We start from the raw sequence: 21827 nt of genomic DNA, 5'->3' as shown, positions 1-21827 counted from the left end.
TCTTCAAAGTGAGCAAGTCTTATCTCAGGCTCACCAAGGAATTACAGGGACGTACATACGACCAGATGCTCGCACACACGACCATTGTGTTCGCCCGCTACATCATGTTGGCAATAGCCTCCAGAGATGCCCAAGATCCCCGAACTATCGGTGCCTTGTTTTTCGATTGCTGCGACGAACTCGACGACATCCGATTTGTAGATGCTCTTCGGTTGCTTCTGGAACTGCTCAGAACCGCCATAGAGGTGACATTGGCTCAAAGAAACGACGTCATCGAACAAGTGCTGCAGCAGTTCATCGATCGTTTACCCAGTGCGGTCAAGGAGAAATTAGCTGCCTGAGGGTGCGAAACTTGAGTTCCTAAGATTAACGGGAGTCGTACCAACTTGAATAAGATGATCTTCCTTTTAGACATGAAGGAAAACAAAATACAAACAGGGCACCGTGTAGATTCAGCATCAGTCCAGCTGACGCCTTCTACAACAGCACCCTCTAGCTGATATCATGATACCATATCGATTTCATTATGCAATCCATTGTGAGGGGATTGACAGCCTATTTTTAAATCTTGTTGGCGAACGTGCGTTTGCATAAGACTGTGCCTGCCGCATAATCCCCTTACGCTCAACATGTCCGAGGTGTCGCATGTTGTGAGGCGGTGGAAGCAAAAGCGGTTGGCCAGATGATAAAGGGATAAACAAACAAGCCGCGAATATGAGTCAGCAAAACGGGGTAAGGGGGATAGGGGTTCATGTTGTGGACGATCATCATTTTGCTGATTCTCATCGGGGTTATTAGGAAAACAATGAGTTCAAAATCCAGAGACGCTAATCTCCGGCGAAGAAAGGCGTTTGGTGTTCCACCGAAAACTCCAATCGTCACGCACCACAGCGGACTCGTTGTGCCGTCGGGTGATGTTTACACGTGGAAGAGCGAAAACGGAATTGAGTTTGTGAGTCGAGCCACCGGCGCCAAATGCACAATCCCATTGGACCGCATTCTTGGTTTGCAATACGTCCAAGACATCCAAACATACACAACTGGCGGCGGACGCTCTATCGCCGGAGCTGCTGTAGGCGCGGTCATTGCCGGCCCGGTTGGAGCGATAGTGGGAGGACGGTCGAAGACGAAAACAAAGACCGAAGACCGTAGCTTAATCGTGATGCGTGTTAAGTCGGAAGCTGGACCAGAGATGGATGTGCTGTTCAAGGGATCGGAGTTTTCCTATCAGGCGCTGAGCAAAGTGCTGAATGGGGAGGTTTTGCGTCCGGATCCGTCGTAATCTACACTGGCAAACTGACCATGACAAGGGCCCCGCCGAAGCGGGGCTTTTTCTTCTGATCAGCGTCCAATCCAAAAACGCGAAGGTTAAAAAGTTGCAACCGAATGCTACCCGAATTGCAACCCAGGTTGCAACCGTACGGTGTGAAACTTGACGGACTGCGTGGAACCAAAATCTTAGAATCCCAGTACGGGGCGGTTTCGGCGGAAGCGTTTTTGCAGTTCGATCCCAATCTGATCCCAACTCCATCCTAACACCTCCGTTGCATCAAATGACCAAAAACAAAAATCCCTTACACCGCAAGGGATTTCGCGACTTTTCGATGGAGCGGACGACGGGACTCGAACCCGCAACATTCAGCTTGGGAATCTGGCTTGTCCCGTGGTCAGCAAACCTCTATAGAAGTCAAAACCCGCGCCACATCAAGATTTTAGGCCGTTTGCTTTGGCCAGTGGTGGCCAAGATTTATCTATGTTATCCAGCGTTTTGATCCCAATCTGATCCCAATTACGTCGCTTGGGATCCACGTTTATTAGCAGCGGGATTGAGCTTTTCAAGCCTATCCGCTGTCTCGCGGCTCACGAGTTCAGAAGCATGTGTGTACAGGTCAGCAGTCGTAGACAAACGAGCATGGCGCAGGCGCTCCTGAATGGCCTTCAGGTCTGCGCCGTCTTCACGTAGGAGTGTGGCCGTGGTATGCCGCAGGTCATGCAGTCGGATGCGCGGAAGGTCGTGGCGTTGGAGAAATTTTCGCCACCGGTAAGTGGGGACAGTCGGATAGAACGGCTCACCGTAGCCGTTGTGAAAGACGTACTGCTTGTCCCCTCCGCGCCACTGCGAACCTCGTTGAAGGCGCTCCTCCAGCCAGCGGCGTTTATATTGTGCGAGTTCCGCCATGTACCACTTCGGCATCGGGACAAACGCCGCTGACTCCTCAGTTTTCAGCTCGGCCTCGACACGCCTACCATCCTCTGCAAGGGAGATCTGCTTTTCAACATGAAAACCGCCAGCGGCGAAATCAACATGCGGCCATTGGACGGCCAGCATTTCACCACGCCGAAAGCCGCCCAGCAGCACCCCAAGAAAATACAACCGCCAGTGCTCCGGCTCGTCACGGAGCGCTTCAATCAGGTCCAGCGATTCCTCCAGCGAATATGCGCGTTTCCGCGTCTTTAGGTCGCGGCGCTCCGCCTTATCCGCGACAGGTCGGTCAACGCCCTCCATGGGATTCTGCGCAATGAGCTGCCACTTTTCAGCGGCATCAAAGATAGATTTCAAGGTCTTATAGATGTTTAAGAGGGTGTTCGTAGCAAGAGGCTTTCCCCGACCATCCTTGCGGTTCTCCGGTGCGCGCAACTGTGCCATATAGGACACGATATGCATCGTCTTAATCTTGCTCATCTCCATGTGTCCAAAGACAGGGAGGAGCCGAGCGGTTACGATTGCCATGTAGTTCTTCCGTGTGTACGCTCCCAGGTGGAGATCCGCGTAATTTTGTTTCCAGGCGGGGATGAAGTCCGCAAAAGTGATACGCTCCGGCTTAACATACTGTCCGGATTCGATCTCCTGTCGGAACCGTGCAAGTTCCATATGGAGATAGTCCTGAAGTCTACGTTTTGACCGCAGGATCTCCTCGTCCTCGATGTGAACAGTCCGGCGGTGAAGAATGCGCTTGCCGCTCGCGTCATAGCCTCCATCGACGGTGAGGCGCCATGAGTTCTCGCCGCGCTTTTCGATGCCAGGCATAGCTGTCACTCCTCTTCCCAAAATGATTAGCAGGTCTTGTCATATTACATGGACCCCACCGCCTTTCCAGACGTATCTAATCGCTTGAGCCGCATCAACTCGTATGGCACTCCATATGTCGCAGCGACTTCTCGTACCGTTGTCGACTCATATGGGTCCATGACTTCTTCGTCTGGCACCAAAAGTTCTACGGCAAACGAGTTGGCTTCGCGCTCGACTCTGTCGACGGAAAAAAGCGTGTTCCGCCGCAAAAATGGAGTGTTGAGCTTAGGGTGCAGTACAGAGTGCCCAAGCTCATGAGCGCATACGAACCTGCGCAACGGCCCCTCCAGACTGTTGTTAAGATGGATCATCTGTATACGTCGACTCGTATTGAAGTAGCCGAGAATATTACCTAAAGGTTCAGACATGATGAGGATGTTCCGTTTCTCGGCAATTTCGAAAGGATCGTTAGTACCGTACTTGTCTACCAGCTGCTTAACACACTGCTTTATACTCACACCAGCACCCCCACCCCGCGAACGTCACTTTCTATATTTTTTAGGGGTAAACTTCTTCTTCGCGACTTGTCGCGCCAATCGCAGCGAATTCTCGAGCGAGATGCGCAAGAGTTCTTTATCCTCATCGGTCAACGGTTCCCCGTCAAAGGCAAGGGCGCTGTCGCTTTCCAGAGACTCCATGATCCTTTCGAGGTCACGGGCGATGTCGTGTTCGTCTTTCGCGGTGAGGTGGTCGAATGCCGGCCCGAAAGCCTCCTCAATGCTTTCCCGTGGTCCGTCATAACCCGGGGGCTCCTGTCGGGTGTATGCCGAGGCGAGTACCTTACGGTCCATTTCCAGAGCAGTGGCCAGACGGTCAATCAAACCATTAGGCTCATAGTCCCAGGGCTCTGGTTGCAGCTGGTCTAAGTCTTTGAGCTTATCCAAAGTGATCCCAGTCTTCTTGGAAAGCTCGTCCCACGACATGTCAATCTCCTTCATGCGACTTTCAATCAGCGCACCTATGGACTGCCCCAGTAGGTAATCAACTGAAACACCAAAGTAGTCGGCAATGGTCGATAAGACATCAATTTGGGGATTCTTGGTGGAGCCATTCAATATCTTAGAAACACCCGTGTAGGAAACCCCAGTATCCTTCGCCAGTCTATATGCTGTAATTCCTCTCCTATCCATCAACTCCTTGATGGTCGCGCCGACTATGCTCATGATGAGCCTCCTTATCAATCAAAAAAGTTATGACCCTATGAAGTTATAATAAAACACTTTAGAGTGATACGTCAAGAAACGGCGAGAAAAAAGGAGAAAAACAGCGTTAATATAACTCTGTGGGGTTATATGAAACTTTGAATGTATATCTATAGAGTTATATGATTGGTGGCGGAGGTGATAAGAAACATGGGGCGGGCTATCCAGGACAACGTGCAAAGAATCATCAAGGCCAAGGGATGGACGCTTTATCGGCTCAGCAAAGAGAGCGGTGTTTCATTGACCGCTCTATATAGCCTAGGCAAGAAAAAGTTCGGCCCCACGGCGGACATTCTCGTTAAACTCGCTGATGCGCTAGGCGTGACGGTGGATGAGCTGGTACGTTGACAGTTGACAACGACATGTGAAATCGTCTCGTTTCAGCTTGAAGCAAGCAGAAAGGAGGAAAAGACGTGGTAACGACATCGCAACAATTGATCCCAATCGAACAGAAGCTGGTGCCGTTTGATGGTACTGAACTATTATGCGTCAAAACGAAAGACGGAAAGATTCGCGTCGGCGTCGCTTACATCTGCAGCGGAATTGGCCTCAGTGAGAAGCAGAAGGATCGGCAAGTTAGCAATATTCAAGATGATGTTGTGTTACAGCAAGGGGCTGTAAAGCTGCCCCTCAAATTTGGGGGGCAGGTCAGAGAGGTGTTGACGCTCGAACTCGACTTCTTACCGCTCTGGCTGGCCAAAATCTCCATCACACCAAGCATGAGGGAGAACAACCCCGAGGTGGCGCAAAGACTCATTGATTACCAGCTTCGGGCAAAGGACGTCCTCGCAGCAGCGTTTCTTCAGCAGCCCAAAACACAGCTTGAAGTTCTACAGGCTGCCATCAATCAGCTCGTCGATCAAGAACGCCGAATAGCAGCAGTGGAGGAACGAACTGCGGCAGTAGAGCGAAAGCTCGACACTACCTCAGAGCTCCTGGCTCTCCACCCGGTTGAGTGGCGTAAAAAGGTAACCCGCATCCTCAACAAGATCGCACAAGCGCGTGGCGGCTATGAATCCTACCAAAATGTCAGAGCGGAAAGCTATCAGATTTTGGAAGAGCGAGCCGCTTGTAACTTGTCGATTCGGCTTACCAATCGAAAGCAAAAGATGGCTCTCGAGGGCGCGGCAAAATCAAAGATTGACAAAGTTAACAAAATGGATGTCATCGCGGATGACGCACGGCTAACTGAGATTTACTTGGCGGTCGTCAAGGAAATGGCCATTAGGTACCAGGTTAACCTTGCTGAGGTGAATTCCGATGTCGCTCTTTGAAGCAGCAATGCAAGAGATGCAGTTCAGCATTATCGAGGAGCTAGAGCGACGCATCTGGCAGCGCCTTGAACCTCGCATCCAGCAGGAACTCATGGCGCGTCACATGTCCATCGCTGAGGCAGCTGAGTACTTGCACGTTTCAGAGCAAACGGTACGTCGGATGGTGCGAGACAAAGAGATTCCGTCGTTTCGAGTCCGAAACCAAATTTTCGTCCGACAAACGGACGTTGATGAGTGGATTGAGAGCCAAATTCGTCAAGGAGCTGGGTGACGCCTTGGAAAGATGTGTTGACTTTGGACAAGCATTACACGTGGTTTGGCGATAAGCAGCACAGACAAAGTTGGCGCAAAGATGGCGCAATTTCGGTGAAGTTCTGAGATACCGTTATGCAAGGAGGCGAAATCACCATGACCCGACAGATAAAAAGATTCCTCTCCAAGCGGAGAGGCACACGAGAGTATCCACGTCCACAGTCTACACCGCCATTGGCTGAGATCGCAATAGAGAGGAATTTGGCCACCATCTTGGCCGAAGCGCGAGGAGGTGGCAGGCCGACGATAGAGATCACCACAGACTTTTTGCAAGTCCGCGTAACAGCGACAGAACGAGACGAACACCACGAATGGCTGCACCGCCATGCACTTCACCAGCTCATCAGACTGTACCGCAAGGAGTATGGGACCGAAGCCACTGAGTTGCTGATGCAAGAGCTCAACGCATACCACACGCCGAGGAGGTCAGGGATCCAATGATCGAGATCCAAATCAACGTTAAAGCGGAAGACTCTGTGGAGGCCATCCAAGACCTGCAAGCCTTAGCGCAGACGCTGGCTGGCAACGTAGTGCACACCGTTACCGCCGCCAAGGAGACGGTTGACGAGACTACTGCGGTCGTACCCCAGACAACATCAACCGCACCGGTCGCCCAACAGTCCACTCCGACGCCCCCGGCGTCACCGGTGCCAACTACGCCCAGTCCGGCAGCACCTGCGGCCCCGGCCGTGCCGACTGCACCTGCTGCGCCAGCTCCTGTAACCTCTCCTGGGGAGGCGCCACAACCAGCCGCTACGCCGACGCCCGCACCTTCTGCGGTGCCGACGGCAGCGCCGAGCTACACATTGGAGCAGCTGGCCGTGGCAGCGACTCAACTGGTGGACGCCGGCCGGCGCACTGAACTGGTGAACCTGCTCAGCTCCTTTGGCGTACAGGCGCTCACTGAGCTACCGAAAGAGCAATATGGCGCCTTTGCCACGAAGCTCCGCGAAATGGGGGCGAAGCTGTAATGGGCCACGCCGAACGCGCCCACGCGGTTCTGGCGGCGTCCAGCTCCAAGCAGTGGCTAGCTTGCCCGCCGAGTGCCCGGCTGTCGGAGCAGTTTCCCGACAAAGGATCGGAGTACGCAGCGGAAGGAACGTTGGCGCACGAAATTGCGGAGCTCAAGCTGCGCAAGGCCGTCCTGGAGCCGATGGGGCCGCGTAAGTTCAGCAAGGCGATCAAAGAGCTTCGATCCAATCCACTGTACCAGCCAGAAATGGACAAGCACACCGACACCTATGTCGACTACGTGCTTGGCATCGTACACAGCTACACATCCCCGCCGTATGTGGCGGTCGAAAAGCGGCTGGATTACAGCGCCTACGCTCCGGAGGGCTTTGGCACGGGGGACTGCATCATCATCGGCGGCGACACGCTTCATATCGTGGATCTCAAGTACGGCAAAGGTGTGCCGGTTGATGCAGAAGGCAATACGCAGTTGCGACTGTACGCGCTTGGGGCGGTCACGGAGTACGGATTCCTGCATCCAATCCGGCAAGTGCACATGGTCATCGTACAGCCCCGCGTCGTGGAAACACCATCCGAAGACACCATCACGCTGGACGAGCTGCTGGCTTGGGGCGAATCTATCAAGCCTACCGCCGAACTGGCGTATAAAGGCGAGGGTGAGTTTAACCCAGGCGACCACTGCCGGTTTTGCAGGGCAAAAGCCGTGTGCCGGGCGCGCGCGGACGCCCATACCGCCCTGGAGGTATTCGGGGGCATGAAGCCGCCGCTTATCTCCGATGCCGAGGTGGGGCAGATCCTCGAGCGCGGTAGAAACCTAGCCGCATGGCTGGAAGACCTCGAGAAATACGCACTCAATCGGTGCCTCGAAGGCGGAGACATCCCAGGATGGAAAGCCGTCGAGGGACGCGGATCCCGACAATACGTTGACCAAGACGCGGCATTCAAACTGTTGATGGAACACGGGATCGACGAAGCGATGCTGTACGAACGGAGACCGTTGTCCGTGCCAAACGTCGAGAAGTTACTGGGCAAAGCGAAATACCGCGAACTACTCGAGGAAACCGGACTCGTTGAAGTGCAGCCCGGCAAACCGACACTCGTCCCGATGACCGATAAACGACAAGCCATCACGAACAAGATCACCGCCGCAGAGGCGTTCAATTAGGAGGAGTTAGACCATGGCAAAGATGAGCCCGACAACCGTTACAACTGGACAAGCCCGACTCAGCTACGTGCACCTGTTAAAACCGTATGCTCGTCCTGGTCAGGAACCTAAGTACACCGTCACAATCCTGCTCCCCAAGTCGGACGTGGCGACCAAACAACGCATTGACGCTGCGATTGAAGCCGCAGCGCAGGAAGGCGTGAATAAGGTTTGGAACGGCGTCCGTCCACCACAGCTCAAGACTCCGATCCACGATGGAGACGGTCTGCGCCCAAACGGTGAGCCCTTTGGCCCCGAATGCAAAGGACACTGGGTTTTCACGGCCTCGAGCAAACAGCCTGTCGAGGTTGTTGACATCAATCTCAATCCGATCTTGAACCATACCGAAATCTACAGCGGCATGTATGCGCGCGTGAACGTTAGTTTCTTCCCGTTTTCAAACAGCGGAAACCGGGGCATCGGATGCGGCCTGGGACCAGTGCAAAAGCTGGCGGACGGTGAACCGCTCAGCGGGCGCGTTAGCGCTGAGCAAGCCTTCGGGAGCAGTCCGGCTCCGGTACAGCCTCAGGCACCGGCACAACCCGGGTACGCCCCGGCGGCACAGGCCGGCTATGGTCAACCGGCGCAGCCCGGTTATGGCCAGCCAGCGGCGTACGGACAGCCGCAGCAGCCCGGATACGCACCCGCTCCGCAGCCGTATCCGCAGCAACCACAAGCTCAGCCGCAGCAGGCACCCCTTGACCCGATCACCGGCCAGCCGCTGAGCGGGGGCATCATGGGGTTGTAAACCATGAGACATCTTAGCGTGGACATTGAGACGTTTTCTAGCGTCGATATCAAAAAGAGCGGCCTGTACAAGTACGCGCAGAGTCCGGACTTCGAGATCCTTTTGTTCGCGTACTCGTTTGATGGACAAGCCGTCCAGGTCATAGACCTGGCGCAGGGTGAGCAGTTGCCGGCAGAAGTCCTGTCGGCGCTGCAAGACCCTACGGTCATAAAACACGCGTACAACGCTCCGTTCGAGTGGTATTGCATCAATCGGTTTTGGTACACGCCGCTCGAACAGTGGCGAGACACGATGCTCCACGGACTCTACTGCGGGTACACCGCGGGGCTGGCGGCTACGGCCGTCGCCCTCGGTGTACCCGAGGACAAGCGGAAGATGGGCATTGGCTCTGCGCTCATCCGGACGTTCTGCGTGCCGTGTAAACCCACAAAGACGAACGGCGGCAGGACCAGAACACTGCCGCACCACGAGCCGGAAAAGTGGCAGTTGTTTAAGGAGTACTGCCGTCAGGACGTTGCAGTCGAAATGGAGATTGAGCGCCGCCTATCCGCGTTCCCGGTGCCGGAGCAAGAACAAAAACTGTGGCAACTGGATCAGCAAATCAACGCCCACGGCGTGACTGTGGACATGGACTTGGTCTATGGGGCGCTGGCCATCGACGAAACGGTGGCAATGGAGCTTACTAACGAGGCCATCCAGTTGTCCGGCTTGGAAAACCCGAAAAGCGTTCAGCAGCTCACCAAGTGGCTCGAAGAGGAGACCGGCGAGGAAGTCACAGACCTGCGCAAGGATACGGTCACAGAGCTCATCAAGTCGACTGACGATGCCGTGGTGAAACGGATGCTTGAGATTCGTCAAGAGCTGTCCAAGACCAGCGTGAAGAAATACAGGGCCATGCACGACGCGGTATGCGCGGACGGACGCGTGCGGGGGTTGCTGCAGTTCTATGGAGCGAACCGAACGGGCAGGTGGGCCGGCCGGTTGGTTCAGGTTCAAAATCTTCCGCGAAATTATCTGGAGACATTGGCCCACGCACGCGAATGCGTGAAACAAAAAAAGATAGATGCTTTGCAAGTCATATACGGGAATGTGCCTGATACACTTTCGCAACTCATTCGGACGGCTTTCATCCCTTCGCCGGGGCATGTCCTGGTCGTCGCGGACTTCAGCGCCATTGAAGCGCGGGTCATTGCCTGGCTGGCGGGGGAACAGTGGCGGCTTGATGTGTTCAACACACACGGCAAAATCTACGAAGCATCGGCCAGTCAGATGTTCGGAGTACCGATTGAACTCATCGTTAAGGGCAATCCGGAGTACGAGCTGAGGCGGAAAGGGAAAATCGCGGAATTGGCCCTCGGATATCAAGGCGGTCCAGGTGCGCTAATGGCTATGGACACCGAGAAAGAGCTCAACGAAGACGAGCTGCCGGACATCGTGCAACGGTGGCGCGCGGCGAACAGGCGGATTGTGGACCTGTGGTACAGCTTAGAGAACGCAGCCCTGGACGTCATGCGCACCGGGCAGCCCGTTGGCATCAAGGGACTGATTCTGGCACGCGAAGGCGACTACGCGACGCAGCAGGACTTTCTCACCATCACACTGCCAAGCGGGCGGAAACTGTACTACGCGCGACCGTTCCTGCAACAAAACGAGATGGGCCGCGAGGCGCTGTACTACCACGGAGTCAACCAAAAGACAAGGAAATGGGAAGTCATCCCGACCTACGGCGGGAAGCTCACGGAAAACGTGGTGCAGGCCATTGCCCGAGACTGCCTGGCCGAGAGTCTGGTACGACTCGCGAACGCCGGATACCAGGTAGTGATGCACATACACGACGAGGTCGTTCTCGATGTGCCCCAGGAGCGGGCGGACCTGGAGGCCGTGACGACGCTCATGGGGCAACCCATCCCGTGGGCACCGGGGCTGCCGCTCCGGGCAGATGGCTTCGTGACGGAGTTCTACAGAAAGGACTGATAGCGGATGCCAAAAGTGACCCTGAGTTTCGTGGAAACGCTGCGCTACACGCGTAAAGTACAGGTCCGAATCCCGCCCGGCATGACGGAGAGTCAGTTGGAGACCGCGCTGGGTGCGGCGGAGCGTTCCTCAGACAGCGTCGAGAGCTTTCTGCGGGAGCTCAAGGACTGGGGCGTCAAGGCCATAGAGCCGGTCGATGACGACCTGAGCTCTCCGGATGATCAGGAAGTCGAGTGCGACGACTACGAGTTTGAGGACTGAACGGGGGAGGCGGTCGGATGGAACAGGACGTGTGCGGGTATTGTGGCCGCTCCACCAGTCAGCCGCTGAACCGATACGGAGTACATGACTACTGCTGCTATGACGCGGAAAGGGAGGAAGACAATGCAGACAGTTGAGTTTCAAACGACCAAAAAGTTCGTGGAGGCGTTCAAGCAAGCGACCGCCGTCGCTCCCAAAAAGTCGCGGATAAAGCAAATCCTCGAGCACGTGAAATTGTCGGTTGACGGACAGTCGGTGACCGTCGAAGCGACAGACCTGCAAGTCTACTACCGGCGCACCGTTAAGATCGATGGCGTCAGCACCCAGATACCGGTGCAGACCATGCTGCATCGCAGCGCGGCCAAAGCGCTCAAACCCGGGGTGCGTATCGCCCTCGCGGAGCAGACCTACACCGTAGGGCCTGTGACGTCGCTTTCTGAGGATCCACTTGCCTTCCCAAGCTGGCCACTGGTAGAGGGCGACAGCGTAACGGTTGACCCGGCGTACTTCACGGCGCTCGCCAGTGTGGCCGAGTTTGCAGACACGTCGGAGGCTCGCCCGGTGCTAACCACGGTTTGTCATCGAGGGCACACCGTAGTGGCCACAGACGGGATGTACCTGCTGGAGGCTCAGGCCGGTTGTGAATTTGCGCGCGAAATAAAGGTTCCCTCCAATGTAGCGCCGACACTCAAAAAGGTTTTCGGCAAGACTGGCGCCACACTGACCTACGACGACACCCGCGCACTCTACTCGCACGACAGCACAGAAGTGGTGGTCAGACTGCAGGACGGTTCCTATCCTGACACGTCCCGACTGTTCGAGGACGGGCTCAAAGTGAAGTTCTACATCCATGATGTGGCGCCGTGGATCAACGCACTGGATGACGTGATAACCATGTACCAACTCAGTGGAACCGACAAAGGCCAGCACCCAGTTTGGCTGCGACAGCAGAATAACGAAGTGACGTTGTCCGCGCACGGAGCTGGCACCTCGTTCAGTACAAAGCTAACAGTGAGCGGTCCGGCGGGGGATTGGGAATACACAATAGACGCCACGCTCCTGCGCACAGCGCTGGCCCACTCAACCGGTACGGTGGCCATGCGCGCAGGCGAGCCTAAAAAGCCGATCCTGCTCGAGTCCGACGGGCGGAAAGCGCTCATAGCTCCATTCATCGTGCCATGAGTACGCACGTAATGCACAACCCTGCGCTCGGAGACGCGGACGAATTCCTGCGGAAGCACTTGAAGCTGGTCTACTTTGTGGCCAACAAGTTTCGCATGACGGCTGCCAAAGAGGAGCTCGACTACGACGACTTATGCAGTGCCGGGATGCTGGGGCTGACGAAAGCCTACCGCGGATTCCGTGGAGACAACGGTGCCAAATGGGCAACGTTCGCAGCTCAGTGCATTCGGAACGAAATCTTGATGCTGTTGCGCAAGACGCGGAACAAGTCTGCGCCAGTATCCCTGGAAAGCACGGTGTACTCAGGCAAAGATGGCTCCGAAATCAAGTTGTCGGACACCCTCGTTGGTGGCCATTTGGACACGACATCACTTGAGACGCAAGCATTTTTGGAAAGTTTGTCCACCTTCGAGCAGAACCTGGTCCGAATGAGAGTGGCTGGATACACGCAAAACGAAATCGCAGATCACACAGGGCTATCCCCAAGCATGATAAACCGGTACACCAGAAGGATCGCGGATAAGTACACATCCGGTGAATGGAAAAAGGAGGTAAGGAGCATGGCGGCAAAGCCGAAAATGACCAAGGAAGAGTACCTGCGCATGCGGCAGCAGGATATGTCAAAAGCGTCCATCGCGGCGCACTCAGGAGTCTCCATCACCACGCTTTACAACTGGTTGGAAACGTGGGGCATCCTCACGGCCGAAGATGAGCGGCGAGAACTAACACGACTCGAATCTCAAGCGGGAGTACAGAAGTGCGCCCCAGCCGCACCGGCGCCCGCAGCGAAAAAGTCCAATATGGCCAAGCTGACTCTGGATGACTTCTCCTGGGTACGGCCGGACTTCCAAAAACCGACGTTTCGAGTCTCCAAAAACGGTGTGCGAATCAGCGGAGACATCACCCGGCACCTTGATACGAGCCGGAGGGTTGAGCTTGGGTTTGCACAGAGTGGATTCGTAGCCGTGCGGAATGGTGAACACGGTTGGAAGCTCAAAACGGGCAAGCGGTCGAAGTCTCTCCTCATCTCGGGTAAGCGCGTGACACAGATACTGGCTCAACGGGGATACGTGACTGGGACAGTGCTTGACGCAGAGTGGAGTCCGGAACTAGGCGTTATCCTGGCGCACTCGTGAGGGGAGCGTGTTAAAGATGGCCGTAGACAAAAACGGTAACGAACTAAGACCAGGCGTGACCTACCAAAAAGGGACTCGAAAGCGCACATTCCTGGGTTACTCATTGTGGTTTATTGTCTACCGAAACTCTAGGGGCACGGTGGCGGATGCGCACGCTGAGAAGTGGTTTAAGCAAGCTGTCCCTGTGAAGGACGGTGACTCCTAATGGACGACGTACGTGCAGCGACACAAGCAGCAAAGATACCGGACAACGTGACACCGTCGGAGTGGCTTGCTGGCGTAATACTGGCAATGGCACATGGATACAGTGCAGATGAAGCGCAAGAGATCGTGGCTGACGCGGCGTGGGAATTGGAGGCGATAGGCGGATGAAAATCTACATCAGCGGCCCAATGACGGGACTGCCGGAATACAACTTTCCTGCGTTTAACCGCACCGCGTCGTTCCTCCGGAGTTTGGGAATCGAGGTCATCAATCCAGCGGAGGGTGTTACTGAGTTGGACAAGCCCTGGGACTGGTACATGCGCCGGGCGTTGCGGCTACTTCTCGACGCAGACATGGTGTTGATGCTCCCGGGGTGGCAGCAAAGCCCCGGGGCGCGACTGGAACGCGACGTCGCTCAAAGACTCGGAATGCCCGTCTCATACCTTGAGGCGTTGACTGGTTTGTTCGGTAAATACCGCTCGTGATAGAAGGTGACCGCAGTGATACATGACAGGCTACTCACCATATCCTCCGCGGGCAGCCGGCGGTCAACCCGCTGGCCAGCGCAAAAGATGTACTGGTCCGAGCTGGTGGACAAGCTCCGCGTGCCCGCGCGCGGCACCGAGACCCTGGCGGAGTACCTGCAACTCCCAAAGTCAAAGCAAGACGAGCTGAAGGACGTTGGGGGCTTTGTTGGCGGTTACTTCCACGGTGACCGCCGCAAGGCCGCCAACGTGGCGGGCAGGGATGTCGTGACGCTGGACCTGGACAACATCCCCGCCGGCGGCACAGCGGACGTCCTGCGCCGGCTGGACGGCCTGGGCTGCGCCTATGCCGTGTACAGCACGCGCAAGCATGAAGAGGTGAAGCCGCGGTTACGGGTTCTCCTGCCGCTCAGCCGGACAGCGACGGCGGACGAATATGAGCCGTTGGCCCGAAAAGTAGGCCAGATCATTGGCATCGAGTTATGCGACCCGACGACGTTTGAGGCGTCGCGGCTGATGTACTGGCCGAGTTGCTGTGCTGATAGCCAGTATGTCTTCCACTTTGGGGACAAGCCTTTCCTGGATACTGACGGGTTGCTCGCAATGTATCAGGACTGGCGCGACATCTCCGAATGGCCGCAGGTACCCGGTGCCGAAGATGCGCACGTCAAGCGAGCGGCCAAGCAGGCTGACCCAACAACCAAGCCCGGCGTGGTGGGGGCGTTCTGCAGAATCTACAACATTTATCAGGCGCTCGAGACTTTTTTGCCAGGCGTGTACGAGCCGACGGACGACGACAGTGGACGGCTTACATACACCGGCGGCAGCACGACTGGCGGCGCCATCGTGTACGACAACGGGTTGTACCTCTACTCCCATCACGCCACTGACCCGGCCGGCGGCCGACTGGTTAACGCCTGGGACCTGGTCCGGCTCCACAAGTTTGGAGAGCTGGACGACGACGCAAAGCCAGACACACCGGTCAACAAGCTGCCATCGTATACGGCTATGTGTCAGTTTGCCCTGCAGGACGCAGGCGTGGCCGCGCTGCTGAATCAGGAGCGGTACGAGCAGGCGGTGAGCGCGTTCACAGGCTTGACACCGACGGAAGACGAGCCCGCAAATTGGATCAGCAAATTGAAAGTGAGTCCAAGCAGCGGGGCACCGGCGAAAACCATTGAGAACGTGATGATCGTGCTTGAGCATGATCCAAATCTTCGCGGCCGTATCCGCAAAGACACGTTTGCCAACGCAATCTACGGATTCGGGCCGCTACCATGGCCGCCTCGTACGCAGGAAAACTCCTCTTTCCGATGGACGGATGACGACGACGCGGGGTTGCGCGCTTATATCGAGCGAGTCCTTGGATTCCGCACGCGTGACGTGATTCAGGACGCCCTGGTTCAATGCGCCGCGAAGAACGGATTCAACCCGGTTGCGGCCTATCTGGACAGTCTCGAATGGGACGGAGTGCCGAGATTGGACACGCTGTACGTGGATTATCTGGGTGCAGACGACCATCCGTATACCCGCGCTGTCGCCCGCAAAGCGTTCACCGCGGCGGTCGCCCGGGCGATGACACCAGGCTGCAAGTTCGACTACATGACCGTCGTGTGTGGCCCGCAGGGCATCGGTAAGAGCACCCTTTTCACGAAACTCGGCCGGGATTGGTTTTCGGACAGCATCAAAACGTTTGAGGGGAAAGACGCGGCCGAGCTTATCCAGGGCGTGTGGATTGTTGAAATCGGCGAGCTGGAGGCGTTCAGCAAAACGGATATCAAGGTGGTCAAGCAGTTTCTCAGCAAGCTGGACGACCAATACCGGGCCGCATATGCGCGCACAACAGAAAGACATCCACGGCGCTGCGTGTTTTTCGGTACCACCAACGACCATGAGTACCTACGTGACCCAACAGGAAATCGGCGATTTTGGCCGGTCGACGCAATGATGCAGGAACCCACGAAGTCAGTGTTTACCGATTTGACAGACGAAGAGATCGACCAGATATGGGCGGAAGCCGTTATGCGGTGGAGGTTAGGCGAGCCCTTATTTCTTTCAGCCGAACTCGAAGAAGAGGCGGAAAAGCGCCGGCAGGTACACATGGAGCGAGACACACTGGAAGGCCAGATTGAGGCGTTTTTGGAACGGCCGATTCCGGTGGATTGGCAAAAATGGACGTTGGAACGTCGGCGACTATTTTGGGGCGGGGGCATCCGCGACGACATCACCTTGGTGCCGAGAGACCGAGTATGCGCGGTGGAGATTTGGCGAGAATGCTTGGGCGATTATCGGGCTGTCATGCCAAAAGCAGAGGCGCACCGCATCAACGCTGTCCTGGAAAATCTGCCTGGGTGGGAGCGTGCCGGCATTCAGCGATTCGGCCCAGATTATGGCAGGCAAAAGGGGTTTCGACGGGTTATCACCCCTGTCCAAAACGGCAGTCAAAGTGTTCACCAAGTGCCTAAAAACGTGTCAACCAACGCCCATTTTGTTCACCATCCCCAAAATATGGATGTCAACCATGAGCAACCAAAAATGACTTTGGTGAACGGGTTGGTTGACTAAAAAACCGTTGTCCCATAAGGGGTTCTATAGATTTGTCAACCATGTCAACCATTTTACCTATAGAGAGATGTAGATAGGTAAATAGGCAAATATACCTACTAGCCTAATACGCCTAATTAAAAAGTGCGTATATACGCGTATGTGAAAGGTTGACAACAGGAGGACGAAACATGCGAGAGCGTGACATAGAGACCTATCTTCGAGAGCAGGTGAAAGCAGCGGGCGGACGAGCTTATAAGTTTGTCTCGCCTGGCAACGCTGGGGTGCCCGACCGGTTGGTGTTGCTGCCTGGTGGCCGGGCGGTGTTCGTTGAGTTGAAGGCGCCGGGGCGGCGCCCGACGCCGCTGCAGCTGGCGCAGCACAAGAAGATCGCCGCACTGGGCTTTGAGGTGGCGGTCATCGACAGCAAAGCAGGAGTGGACGAGTTTATCCGGCAGCAAAGCGGGAGGTGACACCGATGAAATTTCAGCCGCACGCGTACCAACGGTACTGCATCAACCGGTTGCTAACGGATTCGTCGTTGGGGTTGTTCCTCGACATGGGTCTTGGCAAGACGGTGATTACCTTGACGGCCATCAACGACTTGAAATTTAATCGCTTCGCCATCAGCAAAGTGTTGGTTATTGCCCCGAAGAAAGTGGCCGAAGCCACCTGGGCGAGGGAAGCAAAGAAGTGGGACCACTTGCAGTTGCTGCGAGTCGTCCCGGTGCTTGGGCCGTTGCAACGTCGCATACGCGCCTTGAACACACCGGCCGACATTTACGTGATAAACCGAGAGAACGTCCCGTGGTTGGTCGAGTACTACCGCAATGCTTGGCCGTTCGACATGGTTGTGGTTGATGAGTTTTCGAGCTTCAAGAATCCGCAGGCCAAGCGATTCAAGGCGTTGACTCTAGTCCGGCAGCACATCAAACGGTTTGTGGGACTCACGGGCACGCCGGCACCGAACGGGTTGTTGGACCTGTGGGCGCAGGTGTACTTGCTGGACCAGGGCAAGCGGCTTGGAGCCAAGCACACGCACTTCCGGGAGAGGTACTTTGAGCCAGACCAGCGCGACCGAGACCACGTTTTCAGCTACGCCCCGAAGCCGGGGGCCGAAGAAGTGATTCAGCAACTGATAAGCGACATTTGCGTCAGCATGAGGGCTGAAGACTATCTGGAACTGCCGCCGGTCACGTCGGTGACAGTACCCGTGGTTCTAGACGGTAAGGCGCAAGCGGCGTACGACAAGCTGGAGCGCGAGATGCTGCTGCAGGTGGACGAGACGACGATTGACGCCGGGAGTGCCGCTGTGCTGACCAATAAACTGCTACAGCTGTGCAATGGCGCCGTGTACGACGAGGACAAGCGCATGGTAGAGATTCACCGGTGCAAGATTGAGGCGTTCCTGGAGTTGGTGGAGGGGTTGAACGGCAAGCCAGCGCTGGTGTTCTACAGTTTCCAGCATGATCTTGAGCGATTGCAGCGGGCCCTCGCGAAGACCGGTTTACGTGTCCGAACGCTTTCGGGGCCACAGGATCAGGACGACTGGAACGCCGGTAAGATTGACCTCTTATTGGCGCACCCGGCCAGCACGGCCTACGGACTTAACTTGCAGCAGGGCGGCAATCACGTGATCTGGTTCGGCTTGAACTGGAGCTTGGAGCTGTACCAGCAGGCCAACGCACGTCTGCACCGTCAGGGTCAGACGGAGCGCGTTATCATCCACCACCTGGTCGTCGAGGGCGGCGTGGACGAAGATGTGATGGCGGCGTTGAGCGACAAACGCGGGACGCAGGATAGCCTGATGGAGGCCTTGAAAGCCCGTATCGAACGTGTGGCAAGGGAGGCGGTTGGATGAGCCTGACACCAGAAGAACGCAAGGCGCTGTATAAGATTTTCGCGGACTATCGGGCCGCCAAGGAGGCCATCGCTAACCGGAGTGTACCGGTGAAGCGTGGATACGCGTCAGCCATCCACCCGGACCTTATCCGCGCGTCGCGGGTTCACCCGCCATTACCGAAGTCGGTTACCGGGTTCTGCATCACACCCGACTTTAGTGACGCCAGCTTCCGGCGCTTCATATGGCGGATTGATTGGCACGTCAGGCGATTGCGGCCGTACCGGCGAGCCCTTATCCGGAAAAGGTTTTTGGGCCATGAGCCACTACCAACAGATGCAGCCGTCTATGACGAGCTGCGACGGGAAGGGTGGTACGTCAGCAAGAGTTTCTACAACGTCGAAAAAAGAGAGGGATTAGAAGAGTTGTTTAGATCGCTAAAACTCAGCAGTGGCGCGGAAAATGCGATAAAAAGTGTGTAAAAAATCATGTAAAAAATCGGCCATGAGTCTAGTGATTTTCCGTGCAAAACATGATATGTTTTTTGCGGAGAAAGTGTGTCCACAAGGTACCCGGATCGGGTGCCTTTTTCAGTTGCTTATGACCACGGGCATCAGCTGCGGCTGGTGCCTGTTTTATTACGTGTAAAAAGGCGGCACACGGGATGGAGTGATGCAAGTGAAAGCATGCCAAGAGGGATACAAGTGTGTTTGGGGCAGAGAAGCAGGGACATGCATTGTGTGCAGCTTGCCTTCCTGTCCTATCGTGCATCTGCAGAGTGTCACAGTAGATAAACTTTTACGACGTGTTGAGCGACGGAAGTGATGATATGCCAAACAGACCGCTGCGACCTTGTTCAGAACCCGGCTGCAGTGAATTGACACGGGATCGATACTGTGAACGACACCAGCGCAGTGCACTGGAGTACGACAGGCACCGCGGTAACTCGGCACAGCGAGGATACGACAGCCGGTGGCGCAAAGCACGATTGGCGTACTTGCGAGCGCATCCGCTATGCGCGGAGTGTCAACGCCAAGGTAGGTTGACTCCGGCGACTGTGGTGGACCACATTAAGCCGCACAAGGGAGACAAAGCGCTGTTCTGGGATGTGCACAATTGGCAGCCGCTCTGCAAGTCATGTCATGACGCTAAGACGGCGAGGGAGGATGGTGGGTTCGGAAATGATATTACCCAAGCTACCTGACGGATATTGCTACGGTTTCCTGTTTTCTATAGCGGCAGGAAAACGATTGGATGTTTTCGGGAAACGCGAACAACTGCCAAGAAAACGGTGGTGGTTCATGAAAGAACCTGACTACATGTACAAAAGGCGCATTGCTCTGAGCGCTCTGCAAAGTTTGATGAGGGGTAGGGGGTAGCAAATCTCTACCACCCTTGGCCCCGTGACCGCGCGGGCCTCGCGGGCGCACAAAATTCCCCACGAGATTTTTCGAAAGGAGGCGCGTCAATGGCCGGTCAACGTCAACCCATCGAGCTGTTGCTTATCAAGGGCAAAAAGCATCTAACCAAAGCCGAGATCGAGGAACGCAAGTCGCGCGAGATCCGCGCGCCATCCGACAAAGTGAAGGCTCCGTCCTATCTCGATAAGGACGCTAAAAAAGAGTTCAACAAGATTGCCAAGGAATTGCTCGAGATCGGCATCATGACCAATCTCGACGTCGACGCCTTGGCTCGTTTCGTTATTGCGCGCCGGATGTACCTGGATGTCACCCGCGAGCTACTGCAGCTCAGTCCGCGTGCTCGGGAATACGTCGACTTGCTCCAGGCGCAGGATAAGCTGTTCAAGCAGTGTCGACAGTCCGCGGGAGATTTGGGGCTCACGATTTCGTCTCGTTGCCGGTTGGTCGTGCCGAAGAAAGAGGATCCGAAGCCCAAGACCGAAGAGGAAAAACTCTTTGGTGAGCGCCTGTGACTCTAATAGAGCGCGTCGTCAACTACGCCCAGTCCATCGCGGACGGTAGCATCCCGGCCTGTCAAAAGCACATCGCTGCATGTCGGCGGTTCCTGCGTGACGTAGAGCGCATACCCGACGATGACTTCCCATATGACTTTGACGTCGACGAGCTCTACAAGTTCGATAAGTGGGCGGGGATGTTCAAGCACCGGGAGGGCGTGCTTGCCGGTCAACCGATACGGCTGACAGACTTTCAGCTGTTCGTCGCGGGCAACATTTTCGGGTGGAAGCACAAAATAACGGGGCTGCGCCGGTTCCGCAAGGTGTACATCCAACTCGCGCGGAAAAACGCCAAGTCTCAGTTGCTGGCTCTCATCACGTCCTATTCCTGCTTTCTGAGCGATGAGCGCGAGGAATGCTACATCGCAGGGTGGGACCGAGAGCAGTCGAGCATCGTCTACAGCCAGATCCTCGGTCAGATTCAGTCTTGTGAATTACTCAAGGGCAAGTACTCGGACAGCTACGGCCGGATAACACACTTGAAAAGCGGTTCGGTCATCCAGCCTCTCTCAAAAGAGGCGCGGAAAACGGGCGACGGCAAGAACCCGAGCGTGGCGGTCATCGACGAGTATCACGCCCATGAGACAAGCGAGATTTACGATGTCCTTATCTCCGGTATGGTGGCCCGCAAGAACCCGCTCATCGTGATCATCACGACGGCGGGTTTTGATTTGTCTCGGCCTTGCTACACGGAATACCAGTACGTTTCGCAGATTCTGGACGATGGCTCGCCTATCGAGAACGATGAGTATTTCGTCATGATCTGTGAGTTGGACAAGGACGACGACATCAAGGATGAGTCTGTATGGATAAAGGCAAATCCCATCGTGGCCACCTATGAAGAAGGTATGGCATTTCTGCGCGGCGAGCTTAAAGCCGCCTTGGATGTGCCGGAGAAAATGAGGTCCTTCTTGACCAAGAACATGAACCGATGGGTGGACCAGCGGGAGGACGGGTACATGCCGATGGGCAAGTGGCGTGCCTGTGGAACAGATGCGCATATAGACCTGACTCAATATCCGTGCTACGTCGGCGTCGACCTTTCCGCGACAACGGATTTGACGAGCGTTGGCCTGGTCTACATCCTTGGCGACGGCAAGTGTTTTGTGCGGCAGCGCTCCTTCATCCCGGAAGATAAACGTAAGCGTCAAACCCCTCACACCTTGCGCTTCTCCAGACTTCGTGCGAGAGTCATGCACAGCAACAATCAGCCCCGCCAGGGAACCCAGCGGGGCGATTTCTCATGCTATGCTTTTTTCCCGCGCCTGCGGATCCGTTCCGGCAGGCGGTCCGACCACGGGAGTAACTCATCCATCGCCGCCCGGTCGTCCGTTCGGATGTTGGGCAACCGCTCGAACAGGTATTCCAGGTACAGATACGGGTCCAGCCCGTTCTCCTTGGCTGTCTCCACCAGGCTGTAGGCAATGGCGCTCGCCCTTGCCCC

At 55.8% G+C, this 21827-nt stretch carries 21 protein-coding genes and 4 pseudogenes; 20 read left to right on the top strand and 5 right to left on the bottom strand.

Going from position 1 to position 21827, the window contains the following annotated elements; genetic code table 11:
• A pseudogene (locus G463_RS23225) lies at window positions 1–341 on the top strand (IS4 family transposase); the annotation flags it as partial.
• 410 nt (window positions 342–751) lie between these two features.
• Window positions 752–1282, top strand: coding sequence for a hypothetical protein (locus G463_RS21890; protein ID WP_026975692.1), 531 nt, complete (start codon window positions 752–754; stop codon window positions 1280–1282).
• Between the two features lie 507 nt (window positions 1283–1789).
• Here G463_RS21890 and G463_RS0114165 read toward each other — a convergent pair.
• The 4 genes and pseudogenes from G463_RS0114165 to G463_RS23850 all read right to left on the bottom strand — a co-directional run.
• On the bottom strand, window positions 1790–3028 hold the full coding sequence (locus tag G463_RS0114165; protein ID WP_026975691.1) for a site-specific integrase: 1239 nt from the start codon (window positions 3026–3028) through the stop codon (window positions 1790–1792).
• A gap of 44 nt (window positions 3029–3072) precedes the next feature.
• A complete protein-coding gene (locus G463_RS0114160; RefSeq protein WP_026975690.1) occupies window positions 3073–3528 on the bottom strand; it encodes an ImmA/IrrE family metallo-endopeptidase in 456 nt (151 codons plus the stop codon).
• Between the two features lie 24 nt (window positions 3529–3552).
• Window positions 3553–3750 (bottom strand): annotated as a pseudogene (locus tag G463_RS23650) (transcriptional regulator); the annotation flags it as partial.
• A 306-nt stretch (window positions 3751–4056) separates the two neighbouring features.
• Window positions 4057–4233 (bottom strand): annotated as a pseudogene (locus tag G463_RS23850) (helix-turn-helix domain-containing protein); the annotation flags it as partial.
• A 189-nt stretch (window positions 4234–4422) separates the two neighbouring features.
• Here G463_RS23850 and G463_RS0114150 point away from each other — a divergent pair.
• The 18 genes and pseudogenes from G463_RS0114150 to G463_RS20525 all read left to right on the top strand — a co-directional run.
• A complete protein-coding gene (locus G463_RS0114150) occupies window positions 4423–4620 on the top strand; it encodes a helix-turn-helix domain-containing protein (protein ID WP_026975688.1) in 198 nt (65 codons plus the stop codon).
• Window positions 4621–4685: 65 nt separating this feature from the next.
• Window positions 4686–5546: a phage antirepressor N-terminal domain-containing protein gene (locus G463_RS21880; RefSeq protein ID WP_051322319.1), complete on the top strand. Its 861-nt coding sequence runs from the start codon at window positions 4686–4688 to the stop codon at window positions 5544–5546.
• Entirely contained in the window at window positions 5533–5817 is a 285-nt protein-coding gene (locus tag G463_RS23640; protein WP_245575913.1) for a helix-turn-helix domain-containing protein, read from the top strand. The genes G463_RS21880 and G463_RS23640 overlap by 14 nt, the downstream gene beginning before the upstream one ends.
• Before the next feature lie 517 nt (window positions 5818–6334).
• Window positions 6335–6829, top strand: a complete 495-nt coding sequence (locus G463_RS20535; protein ID WP_156900226.1) for a hypothetical protein — start codon at window positions 6335–6337, stop codon at window positions 6827–6829.
• Window positions 6829–7995 carry a DUF2800 domain-containing protein gene (locus G463_RS0114125; RefSeq protein WP_026975685.1) on the top strand — a complete coding sequence of 389 codons (1167 nt, stop codon included), beginning with the start codon at window positions 6829–6831 and terminating at the stop codon, window positions 7993–7995. Before G463_RS20535 ends, G463_RS0114125 begins: the two co-directional genes overlap by 1 nt.
• A gap of 13 nt (window positions 7996–8008) precedes the next feature.
• On the top strand, window positions 8009–8782 hold the full coding sequence (locus G463_RS0114120) for a DUF2815 family protein (protein WP_026975684.1): 774 nt from the start codon (window positions 8009–8011) through the stop codon (window positions 8780–8782).
• Window positions 8783–8785: 3 nt separating this feature from the next.
• Window positions 8786–10756: a DNA polymerase gene (locus tag G463_RS0114115; RefSeq protein WP_026975683.1), complete on the top strand. Its 1971-nt coding sequence runs from the start codon at window positions 8786–8788 to the stop codon at window positions 10754–10756.
• A gap of 6 nt (window positions 10757–10762) precedes the next feature.
• Window positions 10763–11017 (top strand): hypothetical protein, encoded by a 255-nt coding sequence (locus G463_RS0114110; RefSeq protein ID WP_026975682.1) that lies wholly within the window; start codon window positions 10763–10765, stop codon window positions 11015–11017.
• A gap of 123 nt (window positions 11018–11140) precedes the next feature.
• Window positions 11141–12199, top strand: coding sequence for a hypothetical protein (locus tag G463_RS0114100; protein WP_026975681.1), 1059 nt, complete (start codon window positions 11141–11143; stop codon window positions 12197–12199).
• A gap of 11 nt (window positions 12200–12210) precedes the next feature.
• A complete protein-coding gene (locus G463_RS0114095; protein WP_026975680.1) occupies window positions 12211–13335 on the top strand; it encodes a sigma-70 family RNA polymerase sigma factor in 1125 nt (374 codons plus the stop codon).
• 368 nt (window positions 13336–13703) lie between these two features.
• Window positions 13704–14024, top strand: coding sequence for a DUF4406 domain-containing protein (locus tag G463_RS0114085; RefSeq protein WP_035487377.1), 321 nt, complete (start codon window positions 13704–13706; stop codon window positions 14022–14024).
• 15 nt (window positions 14025–14039) lie between these two features.
• Entirely contained in the window at window positions 14040–16589 is a 2550-nt protein-coding gene (locus G463_RS20530) for a virulence-associated E family protein (protein WP_084171709.1), read from the top strand.
• Between the two features lie 170 nt (window positions 16590–16759).
• Complete coding sequence (locus G463_RS0114075) at window positions 16760–17041, top strand: PDDEXK family nuclease (RefSeq protein ID WP_026975677.1); 282 nt, start codon at window positions 16760–16762, stop codon at window positions 17039–17041.
• 5 nt (window positions 17042–17046) lie between these two features.
• The gene (locus tag G463_RS0114070) at window positions 17047–18429 is read left to right on the top strand and encodes a DEAD/DEAH box helicase (protein WP_026975676.1); all 1383 of its coding nucleotides are present in this window, start codon (window positions 17047–17049) and stop codon (window positions 18427–18429) included.
• A complete protein-coding gene (locus G463_RS0114065) occupies window positions 18426–18890 on the top strand; it encodes a hypothetical protein (RefSeq protein ID WP_026975675.1) in 465 nt (154 codons plus the stop codon). The genes G463_RS0114070 and G463_RS0114065 overlap by 4 nt, the downstream gene beginning before the upstream one ends.
• A 347-nt stretch (window positions 18891–19237) precedes the next feature.
• On the top strand, window positions 19238–19612 hold the full coding sequence (locus tag G463_RS22455) for an HNH endonuclease (RefSeq protein ID WP_026975674.1): 375 nt from the start codon (window positions 19238–19240) through the stop codon (window positions 19610–19612).
• 264 nt (window positions 19613–19876) lie between these two features.
• On the top strand, window positions 19877–20341 hold the full coding sequence (locus tag G463_RS0114055; RefSeq protein ID WP_026975673.1) for a phage terminase small subunit P27 family: 465 nt from the start codon (window positions 19877–19879) through the stop codon (window positions 20339–20341).
• Window positions 20338–21534 (top strand): annotated as a pseudogene (locus G463_RS20525) (terminase large subunit); the annotation flags it as partial. The gene G463_RS0114055 and the pseudogene G463_RS20525, both read left to right, overlap by 4 nt.
• Window positions 21535–21629: 95 nt before the next feature.
• Here the strand turns inward: G463_RS20525 and G463_RS22450 are convergent.
• The coding region (locus G463_RS22450) for a transposase domain-containing protein (RefSeq protein WP_169725482.1) at window positions 21630–21827 on the bottom strand (198 nt) is incomplete at its 5' end.

Source organism: Alicyclobacillus contaminans DSM 17975, from assembly GCF_000429525.1.
GTDB lineage: Bacteria > Bacillota > Bacilli > Alicyclobacillales > Alicyclobacillaceae > Alicyclobacillus_A > Alicyclobacillus_A contaminans.
The sequence above is the reverse complement of the archived record's forward strand: the minus strand, read 5'-3'. Positions and strand labels throughout refer to the sequence as shown.